General features: G+C 41.1%; 11 protein-coding genes. All 11 read right to left on the bottom strand.

Annotated features, from left to right (window positions below; genetic code table 11):
- Positions 1-8 precede the first annotated feature (8 nt).
- The 11 genes from M3166_RS01970 to M3166_RS01920 all read right to left on the bottom strand — a co-directional run bounded on the left by M3166_RS01970 (position 9) and on the right by M3166_RS01920 (position 11,746).
- Positions 9-821 (bottom strand): C40 family peptidase, encoded by an 813-nt coding sequence (locus M3166_RS01970; RefSeq protein WP_251686838.1) that lies wholly within the window; start codon positions 819-821, stop codon positions 9-11.
- Complete coding sequence (locus M3166_RS01965) at positions 818-1,603, bottom strand: serine hydrolase (RefSeq protein WP_251686836.1); 786 nt, start codon at positions 1,601-1,603, stop codon at positions 818-820. The genes M3166_RS01970 and M3166_RS01965 overlap by 4 nt, the downstream gene beginning before the upstream one ends.
- Before the next feature lie 4 nt (positions 1,604-1,607).
- Positions 1,608-2,546: a S66 peptidase family protein gene (locus M3166_RS01960; protein WP_251686834.1), complete on the bottom strand. Its 939-nt coding sequence runs from the start codon at positions 2,544-2,546 to the stop codon at positions 1,608-1,610.
- 3 nt (positions 2,547-2,549) lie between these two features.
- Positions 2,550-3,500 carry an oligopeptide/dipeptide ABC transporter ATP-binding protein gene (locus tag M3166_RS01955; RefSeq protein ID WP_251686832.1) on the bottom strand — a complete coding sequence of 317 codons (951 nt, stop codon included), beginning with the start codon at positions 3,498-3,500 and terminating at the stop codon, positions 2,550-2,552.
- Positions 3,493-4,539, bottom strand: a complete 1,047-nt coding sequence (locus M3166_RS01950) for an ABC transporter ATP-binding protein (RefSeq protein WP_008407551.1) — start codon at positions 4,537-4,539, stop codon at positions 3,493-3,495. The genes M3166_RS01955 and M3166_RS01950 overlap by 8 nt, the downstream gene beginning before the upstream one ends.
- Positions 4,540-4,554: 15 nt before the next feature.
- Positions 4,555-5,541 (bottom strand): ABC transporter permease, encoded by a 987-nt coding sequence (locus tag M3166_RS01945; protein WP_251686830.1) that lies wholly within the window; start codon positions 5,539-5,541, stop codon positions 4,555-4,557.
- Entirely contained in the window at positions 5,541-6,485 is a 945-nt protein-coding gene (locus tag M3166_RS01940; protein ID WP_251686827.1) for an ABC transporter permease, read from the bottom strand. Before M3166_RS01940 ends, M3166_RS01945 begins: the two co-directional genes overlap by 1 nt.
- Positions 6,486-6,665: 180 nt before the next feature.
- Positions 6,666-8,480, bottom strand: a complete 1,815-nt coding sequence (locus M3166_RS01935) for a peptide ABC transporter substrate-binding protein (RefSeq protein WP_251686826.1) — start codon at positions 8,478-8,480, stop codon at positions 6,666-6,668.
- A gap of 18 nt (positions 8,481-8,498) precedes the next feature.
- Complete coding sequence (locus M3166_RS01930) at positions 8,499-9,584, bottom strand: dipeptide epimerase (protein ID WP_251686824.1); 1,086 nt, start codon at positions 9,582-9,584, stop codon at positions 8,499-8,501.
- A 13-nt stretch (positions 9,585-9,597) separates the two neighbouring features.
- Positions 9,598-10,392 carry a M55 family metallopeptidase gene (locus tag M3166_RS01925; protein WP_251686822.1) on the bottom strand — a complete coding sequence of 265 codons (795 nt, stop codon included), beginning with the start codon at positions 10,390-10,392 and terminating at the stop codon, positions 9,598-9,600.
- A 307-nt stretch (positions 10,393-10,699) separates the two neighbouring features.
- Positions 10,700-11,746 carry a P1 family peptidase gene (locus tag M3166_RS01920; RefSeq protein WP_251686820.1) on the bottom strand — a complete coding sequence of 349 codons (1,047 nt, stop codon included), beginning with the start codon at positions 11,744-11,746 and terminating at the stop codon, positions 10,700-10,702.
- Between the last annotated feature and the right edge of the window lie 153 nt (positions 11,747-11,899).

Genomic DNA, 11,899 nt, shown 5'->3' with positions numbered 1-11,899 from the left:
TTGTTGGATTAAAAAATACTGCCGTACTCCGTAATCGTTGTGGCCAAGTCTTCACGGTAATTCTCATGCTGCAAGTTCAGGCTATTCACATTGACCTCGTTCCCGCCTAGAGAGGAATGGATATACTCGTCTTTTCCAATATACATCGCTACATGGCCAGGGAAGAAAATCAGATCTCCCGGCTTTAAGTTGTCGCCTTCTATTTTCCTTAATGGGAAACCTTCCTCTATTTTCGCGTCACGGTAAATGTAAGCACCGTTCAGCATATACGCCATTGATACAAGACCTGAACAGTCAATACCTATAGGCGTCTTTCCACCCCATCGGTATGGTGTCCCTATATAGCGAAAAGCTGTTTCCACGACTTGCTTGCGAAATACTTCTTCATTTGTCGTATATACTTTAATACGATCCTGAATCCAGGCTGCCCGTACATACCCTTCTTCCCCTGTAACAAGCTGCACTTTTGCCCATGTAGGATCAAGACCTGCTTCCAGTACCACTTTAATAAAGGCGCCTCGTGTCAATGTGATAATGTTTTCACTTTGTATTTTTGGTACTTTAAGGACATCGGCAAAGCTTTGTATTACGACATCATTCGCTTCATATACCCAGTTTGCAGTAGGTTCACTTCCGAGATACAAGTTGGATTTTAGTGTGTAGCCTTCGTAACGGTAAAACGTTCGTATTTTGACCCAATTTTCATCAATTTCTTCTTGTACTTCGACTGGCATCCCGTACAACGCTTCATCGATTAACTCAGAATGTCGGTCCGGTGCTGCATGTAAACTCGCAATTTTCATTTTCACAACGGCATTCAATCGATTCCCTCCTCCTGTTTTGTAAAATAGTCATAGACGATTTTAGAAATAGTACCAATCATTTGTCTCGCTTTGTCATTGTCGGTCACTTCTGTAATGAAAACTCCGATAAAATAATCGCGTTCTTTTGCAAAAATAATTCCAGTGTCATGGTCGACCGTATCGAGACCGCCTGTTTTATGCGCCATTTTCACATCATCTACGATATAGCGTTTGAGTGATTCATTACTGCGCTGCCTGCTTAAAATATCGAGTGCAACGGCATTCCACTCTTTTGTTAGTAGCGTACCTCTATATATTTGCCGGAAAAGGTGCTGCATATCCTGCGCTGTTGTTTCATTATCAAAGCCAAGCTTTTGACGTTCAAAATCCATCATTTTCCGCTGGACCCGAGTATTATGTAAGCCGATTTCTTTAAAATAGTTATTGAATCCATCCATGCCTAATAGATCGATACATACGTTTGTTGCTGTATTGTCACTCGTAATCGTCATCCAAAGTAATAGCTCGTGCAGTTTAGCTCGAGTTTTTCTCTGCTCAGTAATCACACTGAACTCGACCATGTTTTCCGGCTCAATCTCGTAAACGTGATTCATATTGCCATTCGTTTTTTGCAGATGAGCCAAAATAGCAATGAGAATCGGCACTTTGATTATACTTGCACTGCCGAAAATTTCCTCGTCCCGATTTTTCCAGACGATATCGTTAGTATTGTAATCTTCTACAATGACATGCACTTTATATGGGGACTGTGCAATAATACGATTAAGTTGTTCATGCATCAAACTAACCTACAACCCGAATTGATTTATTCGTCGCATCGATTGTGACGGTTTTACCAAGCGGCAATGACATCGTCGGCAGCACATGACCACATGTTACATCTTTTAATATTGGAATATTCAAAGGTACTAAAATTTCTTCAAATACCATATCCAAACTCAAATTATTTTCTGCGTTATTTAAATCCATTGGTCCACAATCCGTCCAACCACCCAGCAAAATACCTGACAGCTGCTGAAGTTTCCCCGACAATGACAGCTGTGTCAGCATCCGGTCGATCCGTTGCACATTTTCATCGATGTCTTCCAAAAAAAGAATCTTGCCTTTCAAATCAACCTCGTATGGTGTCCCAAGAGATGCCGCAACAAGTGTTAAATTCCCTCCAGCTAGTTCTCCTGTAGCAATACCGGGCACAACCGTGTTCATTTTCTGGCCATTTGCATTTTCCAGGAAATAATCATTCCACTCAGTATTCGTCACACTGTTGATGAAATATCCCCATGTATAGTCATCCATTTCAGGACGAATAAATTCAGTTGATGGCATCGGTGTATGGTACGTTACAAAACCGCATTGCTGATTGAAAACAATATGCAGTGCTGTCACATCACTATAGCCAGCAAATACTTTCGGGTTTTCTTTAATCATCTTCAGATCAAGCATTGGTAAAATACGTGTCGCCCCATAGCCTCCACGAATACAAAAAATACCGTCAATTTCAGGATTCCGGAACATGTCATTTAATTCTTTTGCCCTCAGCTCATCACTGCCTCCAAAATAACCGTGTCGCGCTCTGCACGTTTCCCCCACAACAACACGGAAACCCAACTTCTCCACTGCCTGGATAGCACGTTCGATACGATGTTCGGGTGTTGCTCCGGATGCGCTAATTAATGCTACAGTATCGCCTTTTTTCAGTGACCTTGGAATTATCATTGCCATCGACTACACTCCACTTCCGGCAAGCACCGTCCGATACTGTGCCTGCTCTTCTTGATTGGCCAATACGAAATGTCCTTCTTCAATTTCAACAAATTCAGGTGGATCCATTTCATACTGATGAACAGTTGGATCGTACACTTGCAGCTTTTTTCTGCGCTCTTTTAGCGGGTTCGGTTCTGGAACGGCTGCCAGTAATGCTTTCGTGTAAGGATGCAGCGGATTGTTGAACAGCTTTTCCGTTTCACCCAGTTCAACGATTTTCCCCTTATAAATGACCGCCGTCCGATCTGTAATAAAGCGGACAATCGACAAGTCATGGGCGATAAATAAATACGTTAACTCACGATGTTCCTGTAAGCTGGACAATAAGTTCAAGACTTGAGCTCGAATCGAAACGTCCAGTGCAGAGATTGGTTCATCCGCTACGATAAATTCCGGTTCCATGACTAGCGCTCTGGCAATGCCGATCCGTTGACGCTGCCCGCCTGAAAATTCATGCGGGAAACGTGAAGCAAATTCCGGCAGCAGCCCGACTTCCAGTAATGCTTTTTTTACTTTATCGATCCGCTCCTGTTCATTGCTGTACCTTTTATTATTGATCAGGCCTTCCGAAACAATATAGTCAACCTTTGCCCGTTCATTCAAAGATGCGCCCGGGTCCTGGAAAATCATTTGAATCTTTTGTGTAATCTCACGGTCCCATGCACTGGAAATACGGCCATTAATCGGTTTTCCATGGAATAGAATTTCTCCGTTTGTTATCGGGTTAATACGCATAATCGCACGGCCGATTGTCGTTTTCCCGGAACCGGATTCCCCTACAAGCCCGAATGTTTCACCTTTATATATATCGAAGCTCACGTTATCTACCGCTTTGAACTGTTTTTTACCTTGTCCAAAAACGATATCAATATTTTTCACTTCAATCAGTTTTTCTTTATTAATTTTAGTCATTTGCATATTGTCTCCCTTCTGCGAAAAAGGCTTGCAACACTTCAGGCGGCTCTACTTTCGGTGCCTTTGGATCAAGCAGCCACGTGCGTGCATAATGGGTATCGGTCACTTTGAAAAAAGGCGGACGTTCAACAAAGTCGATTTTCAATGCATATTGATTCCTAGGTGCAAACGCATCCCCTTTTATTTCTTTAAACAAATTCGGCGGTGTTCCTTTGATTGAATATAATTCCTCGCCCTTATTTCCTAATTGAGGGAGTGATGAAATCAATGCCCATGTATACGGATGTTTCGCGTCGAAAAATACTTCCTCGGTTTGTCCAACTTCAATAATATCCCCTGCATACATAACCGCAATTCTGTCCGCGACTTTTGCAACGACTCCTAAATCATGGGTAATATAAATTGTCGACAGCAAATATTTCTCCTGTAAATTGGTTAACAGCTGCAATATTTGTGCTTGTATCGTTACATCAAGTGCTGTTGTCGGCTCATCACATATTAGGATTTGCGGATTGCAGGCAACAGCAATCGCGATCACGATTCGCTGACGCATCCCCCCGGAAAATTCATGCGGGTATTGCTTATAGCGGCGCGCAACATCATGAATTCCAACATCGCGCAGCAGCTGCAATGTTTTTTCATACGCATCATTGCCCTTCAAACCTTGGTGCAGCACGACACTTTCTTCAATCTGCTTTCCGATTGTTTTCAGCGGATTAAGCGATGTCATCGGGTCTTGTGTAACCATGGCGATTTTTTTGCCGCGAACTTTCAGCCAATCTGCCTCTGTTTTAAATTTCGATAAATCATGACCGTCAAAGTGGATTTGTCCATCCGCAATATAGCCGTTTTTATCAAGCAGACCCATGATTGATTTTACTAACACTGATTTCCCTGAACCAGATTCTCCAACGATTGCAAGACTTTCCCCTTTATATAAATCGAGCGAAATATCACGGATAGCCGTCAATGTTTGTCCACGCAGTTTAAATTTTATGACTAGATTTTCGATGGATAATATTTTTTCCTGTTCCATATAACGCCCCCCTCTTTAAACATGATTTTTCGGATCTGCCGCATCTGCAAATGCATTCCCGATAATATAAAAGGCAATCGTAATGACACTCAGCACGATACTTGGGAAAATAAGCTGATAACGTAAATCCGGTGACATCATCAGTACCCGTCCTTCATTGATCAAGTTTCCTAATGATGGCTCACTAACCGGTAATCCAAGACCGATATATGTTAAAAATACTTCCGCACCAATTGCTGCCGGCACTGCTAAACTCATTCGCAGCATAATGACCGAAATTAAGTATGGGAGCAGGTTTTTCAAGATGATTTTGTAGCCGGGTGTTCCTAATGTTTTCGATGCCAGATTGTACTCACGGTCGCGCAGTATGACGATCTGATTTCGCAGGAAGCGCGCCATTTCAACCCAGCCGGTTATACACATGGCAATAATGATCGTCGATATGCCAGGCCGTAAAATATATGCCATTAAAATCAGCACAATCGTTGTCGGAATATTATCCACGATATTGTATAGCTGGGTGATCGGTACCTCGAGCTTTCTCGAATAGCCCCACAAAGCCCCAACTGTAAAGCCGATCAGAACTTCGATAATCGCTACTGCAAAACCGATAAATAAAGAAGTTCTTGTCCCTTCCCAAATTCGGGACCATAAATCCTGACCGATTGAGTTTGTCCCAAAAATATATTCATCATTTGGAGCAACATTCCGGTCCTGCATTCCTGTATCCGGATTTAAATAAATCTGAGTCGGCGATTTCTGATCTGGTAAATAAGGTTGGACAAATGTAAATGCCATCAATACGATGACAAAGACAAGCAAAAATACTGCAATTTTATTTTTACTAAAGGAGCGGAAGGTCGAACGCCAATAAGAGTAATTGGAATAAGCTGTTTCTTCCGCTTTTGCATCATCGACAGCGGCAAAGTCAAACATATGATCATGCAGCTGTTCTGTTGATTTTTCCGAAATATTCTGAATCTCTTTCGTGAAAATTCCCATTAGCGTACACTGTCCCCTTTCCCTAGTTTAATTCGAGGGTCAACAATTGCCATCAGTAAGTCCCCTAAGATTAACCCAATGATCCCTAGTGAAGAAAATACAAGCACTAAACCTTGTACGACATTGTTATCCTGGCGCTGAATCGCATCTACGAGCAACCCACCCATACCTGGAATCGAAAATAATGATTCAATGTAAATCGAACCGGTAATCGTAAATAAAATTGTTGCCGGTAAATATTGAGCCATGGGTATGAAGGCGTTTCTCATCACATGGCGGAACATAATCGTACGCTCTGTCACACCTTTTGCACGTGCCAGCTTAATATAATCCTTGTTCAGCTCATCCACCATATAGCGTCGCATCCACATTGCATATGAAGCAATCGGACCAAGTGCCAAACAGATTAACGGTAAAATAAAACTCCGGGGATTGTATTCATCAAACAGCATCGGCAAATTGAGCCATTCCGAAATATACATCTGAATCATGAGGAAATAAACCATCGCCGGTACCGCTACTACAATAACGATATAGCCTGTGCCAAGCCTGTCGAGCCAGCGTCCTTTAAACTGCGCCATTAAAATGCCCAACGGTACACCAACTAGTAATGAGAGTGCTACAGCCCCTAATCCGAACAATATGGAATACATCATTTTATCTTGAATAATGTCAAGTACTGGTACATCTGTACGGTATGTAATCGATTTTCCTAAGTCGCCTTGAATAAGGTCAATGTAGAAGTTTTTTAGTTGGACTAATAACGGATCCCGTAAGCCAAGATTTGTTAAATAGATTTCCTGTTGTTCTGGCGACATTTTTTCTGCTGCCGCGCCTAAATAGCCTTCATCAGGCATTAATCGTAACAGGGAGAAAACTATTGTCACAATGATAAATAACGTCAATATGGATTGCGCGAATCGTTTCGCAATATACTTTAACAAACACGTTCCCTCCTCAGTAATTCCTCGGCGTAATGACGTCCGGTGTCTTGTTTGTCGCTTGCGCCAATTACTCTTTTAATGAATCCGTAACATCATCCGAATGAAGTATATAAAAGCAGAAAGGAGATGCAGAAACATCCTGTCATCTCCTAATCTACCTCCATTTAAAATGCCTACGTATTAATTAGAAGTGTTTGCTAATGCTTCCGCACGTTCTTTTTCCCATGCTTCTTTAGCAGACTTGAATTCTTCATTACTCATTGGCTTTTCTAGGATAGACTGACCTTTAAACTTCTCGGATGTAACACCAAATGGCGAATATTGTGATTCAAATGGATTTAATTTTGAAGCAGTATAACCACCGCCGCCTACAGCGTACGGAATAACAAATGCTTCCTCAATTAAAAATGCCTCTGCCTTTGCAAACAGCTCATAACGTACTGCCGGATCTACTTCTGCTTTTGCAGCTTCGACTAGCTTGTTATATTCACTGTTATAACCTTCTGCCATCTCCGGCTTGTTATATGTTCCGCCTTCTGAAAATGGATCTGTATACGTTGACGGGTCAGCAAAGTCCGGACCCCAGTTTGCTTCAAGCATCGAAAACTTACCAGGGCGACGTACTTCACCAAGGAATCCTGTAGCAGGACCTGCATATAGTTCCACATCGATGTAATCTGCACCTAAAAGGTTTTCAAGCTGCTGTTCCACTACTTGTGAACGGTTTGCCCATTCAGGTGAACCTGAGTTGTAAGGTAATAATACCTTTACAGGGAATGTTGCTTTACCAGCTAACGCAGCCAATGCCGCCTCTTTATGTTCAAGAGCTAAATCTTTGTTAAATGAATCTGTTTCTGTAATTGCTTTTAATGGTTCAAGCATTGTGTAATCTACACCTTCAACATCCACAAAGTTCTTTGGTGTAATTGTATTTGACAATAAATCTTGTGGATTGTAAGGCTCAATTGTTAACATCGCGGATACACGATCAAGCGCATGATAAAGCGATTTACGGAAATCTTTATTATTAACTGCCACTTTCCAGTTTTCAGGCTCATACTCTGCATCATATTGCGGATCAAAGTTTAATGCATAGAAGTATGTGTAGAAGTTATTTGTGTTTTGGCGTACTAAATCTTTTTTGTCGTCACTGTTTAACCATTCATCCAAAATGGATGTCGGAATTAGTGCCCCATCAATTTCATCGCGAAGGAACAGTTCAGGTGCAACTGTTGCCGCTTCCTTATTGTATTTATAGCGGATACGATCGATTTTCACTGTTTCTTTATCCCAGTAAGCGTCGTTTTTCACAAGTACACGCTCATTCTGAGGTTCGAATTTATCTAAAATATATGCGCCATTATATAAAATATTCTCACGAGTTGTTCCGAACGTATCGCCTTTTTCGGCTAAGAACTCTCCATTTACCGGGAAGAAACATACATAGTTCAGCATCGATAAAAAGTATGGCGTCGGTGCTTCCAATGTATATTCAAGTGTTGTTTCATCGATCGCTTTGATACCTACTTGCGAGAAATCCGTTACTTCGCCGTTGTAGAAGGCATCACCGTTTTTCACGACTGTTGCAATCCACGCTGTCGAAGATTCGTTTTTCGCATCAAGCACATAATTCAAACCATCTACAAAGTCCTGTGCAACAACATTTTCTACATCTTTACCTTCATGGTCTACCCACTTTACATCATCGCGAAGTTTGAATGTCCATACAGTTGCATCTTCATTGGATTCCCAGCTTTCTGCTAATCCTGGCTTAACTACTCCGTATTGGTCATATTCTATTAATCCTTCTACTAAATTTGCTGATAATGCAAATTCATTTGTTTCCGCTGTTTTTAAATAGTTCAGCGTTTTAATTTCACCGGAATACACTGTTCGATATTCCGATGTTTCACCAGAATCCGATGAATCACCACAAGCTGCTAGTACAAGTACAAACATACAAAGTAACGCTAACAAAGATTTTTTCAAAGTCATTTCCCCCATTTCTCTTTTCTATCTGGCTAAGTAAGCCTCTATTAATAACCCGATACCGGGAGCATCGGTCATCTGAATATTCTCCCCTTCGAAAATCGGCCCCCCTTCAATTGGATCTTCACTGCACAAACTTGGTCCATCTAAATCGACCATTGTGACATTTTTGCTGGCCGCTGCAAAATGTGCAGCTGCACTGACACTAATTTTTGTTTCAAGCATACAGCCAATCATACAAGCGACACCATTTGCCTCTGCAATGTGGTTAATTTGTTGTGCTTTTGAAATACCCCCTGTTTTCATCAGCTTAATATTTATTAAATCCGCGGCCCGCTTTTCAATGACCTCGATCGCTTGCTTTGGAGAAAATACACTTTCGTCCGCCAAAATATTTGTATACGTATTGCTTGTGACATATTGCATGCCCTTCACATCACTGTAGTGTACAGGCTGTTCAACGAGTTCGATATCTGCCCCTTTATCTTCAAGCTGTCCAATGATTTTTACAGCTTCTTTTGCTGTCCATCCTTGGTTGGCATCTACTCTTAACGTAATATCAGGCCCTACTGCTTTTCGAATTGCCATAACCCGTTCCACATCTTCCACCGGATTTTTCCCGACTTTCACTTTTAAAATGGAAAAGCCCCGTTTGACAGCTGCTAAACTGTCTTTCACCATTTCATCCGTTCCATTCACACTAATAGTGATGTCCGTCGTTATGTTCTTTCGGTAGCCACCTAGCAATTTATATAGGGGAGCATTGTATTGTTTCGCCCATAAATCATAAAGCGCAATTTCGACCGCCGCTTTAGCACTCGTATTCTGGTAGAGACACGCATCGACCTTTTGACAAAGCAGCGCAATTTCATCAATTTCAATTCCGATAATCGATGGTGCAATGACTTCTTCTATCGCATAGCGGATTGATGAAAGTGTCTCACCTGTAATAACATGGGTCGGCGCAGCTTCACCAATGCCGATTAGCCCGTTGTCGGTATAAATAAAGACGACGATATTTCTTATACTATGTACTGTGCGTAGTGCTGTTTTAAACGGGGTAATAAGAGGTGCCTCGACAAGCCCCACCTCAACCTTTGATATTTTCATAAATTCACCTGCTTTATGTTAAAAATTGTAACAGTCTCAACACTTCAAAATAATCGGTCGTTTCGAACTGGACCGTATTATGCGGTTTAAATGCCGCGCCTGGATAAAACGAATTCCGGTATGCTTTAATATGATCCTTGTAAATAATTTCTACCGTAAAGTGTTTCGGCAATTCAATTTGAAGCTTTGTACGTTCAATCTTCATTGCCTGTTCTACAAGATATTTTGTCTGTTTTAATGTCGTTTGCGGACTTACATTAATTGTTGCATGACCGATTCCCTCTTTTGTCGCGAATGTGACGATTTGGTCATTGTAACGGGCAATATGTTCTGTCAATGCCTGATCTCCGCTGACAAAAGCAACCGGTACATCATGGAGTGCTGCTGCATATGTATTTATTAAAAATTCACTAGCATATTCCCCGTTTATTTTGACATCAGCCAATAAGCTTAGTGTATGTGCAAGCGGGTTCTTCTCACTGCCGCCCTCACTGTGATAGCCAATAAAAATCGCCCGGTCAAAACTGCTATCCAATCCCGCAACCATGCACATCGGCTCTTGCGTCCAGCCACGAATGATTTTTACATTCTCCGGCAGGTTTTCAATAAGAATATTTCGGCCGGAATCATGTGCATCTTTCAGTAAAATTTCAGTAGCACCACCTGCAAATGCTCCTTCAATTGCGGCAAGCACTTCTTTTGTCATTTGTTTTTGAAACTGGGCGTAATCCGGAGCACTCAGTTCGGTTTCACTCCATACCGTTGTGCCCGTTATTCCCTCGATATCCGCACTTATATATACTTTCATTTATACGATTCTCCTTTCATTTATATTTATTCATCAGTCCAGAATAACATTTTCGAAGATTTAGATTTTTCAGTCTTTTATTTATAATCTATAAAATACCATACTTATTTCGATTGTGGAAGTTTTTTCTAATAGTTTTCTAAATAAAATAATAAAATTATAAAGCGCTAAAACCTTTGATAAATAGCATTATTTTAAAAAGATTTAAAGCATATTATCCCAATAGATATTATATTTTCATAAGAAAAAAGCCTTCTACATAATTGTTATGCAAAAGACTCAATAAACCTCCTAACGAAAAGATACATTATTCGACAAAATTATAACTTTGGACTTTGTGATTATTTCTTCCCGTTGTAGTTGTAGCTTGAGACAAAGAATTCAGTATTGCTTCTTCTGTCGCTTCGGCAGCTGCCATAAATAATGAGTTCATGACGTCATGATCTTCTCTAATCTGCCGGCGACTTTCGAGTTCTCCATCGAATTGATGTTGTATTGTACGAGCTGTTGTGAAACCGATGACAATATCTCCGCTTCCATGGGAATAATGGCTGCCTGTTCTCCCTAACCCTATTCCGCAACGTTTTATAACTCGTTTCAGCTGGCGGCTGCTTAATGGGGCATCTGTCGCCATTACAATAATAATAGAGCCGTCTGTAGGGCTAATTGTCGATTCACCGTTGGCAGCCGTAACGTTATACCGGTCTGTTAAAAATTCGCTCGCCTTCCCAAAGTTGCTCAATACAAGGCATCCGACAGTATATTTTTGACCAGCTTTATCTTCAACAATGCGTGAAGAGCTGCCAATTCCTCCTTTATAGCCGAAGCAAACCATACCTTTTCCTGCTCCGACCGCTCCCTCTTCTATAACATCTGTTTTAGCTTGCTGTATTGCTTCAATTGCATGTTCAGGTTTTACCGGAAAATGACGGATGGAGTTTAAATGGCTATCATTACATTCTCCGACAACGATATTAACGGTACCAGTCGAAATTCCTATCTCTTCGTTCTGTTCAAGTAAATACTGGAGTGTCCCTTGTGATACATTAGGTACCCCAAATGTATTAGTTAGCATAATAGGCGACTCGATTACACCAAGTTCGTCCACTTGAACGAGACCGGTTGTTTTTCCGAATCCGTTTAATACATAGCTGGCTGCTGTCATCTTTTCCCGGAAAAGATTTCCTTGGTGAGGTAAAATAGCCGTTACTCCGGTACAGGCAACATCACCTGAATCATTTAACGGATAATCCAATGTCACATGCCCGACACTTACACCTTCAATATCGGTAATGCAGTTTTTATCACCTGGAGGCAATTGTCCAATCGTTATACCCAATTCACGTACTTTCATTGTCTGTTCTCCTTTAGTCATTTATGTAGTTAGTTTCATCGTAAACAACTTTTTCCAAAAAGAAAATAGAAAAAAAAGACACGTCCTCCCACTAGGTCGCATCTTTTTTTCTTGTGAAATGAATTTATGTTCTATTAATACTTCTTACTCACG

The organism is Solibacillus isronensis (genome assembly GCF_023715405.1).
Lineage (GTDB): Bacteria > Bacillota > Bacilli > Bacillales_A > Planococcaceae > Solibacillus > Solibacillus isronensis_B.
Note: the sequence above shows the minus strand (reverse complement) of the source record. Positions and strands in the feature narration are given on the sequence as shown.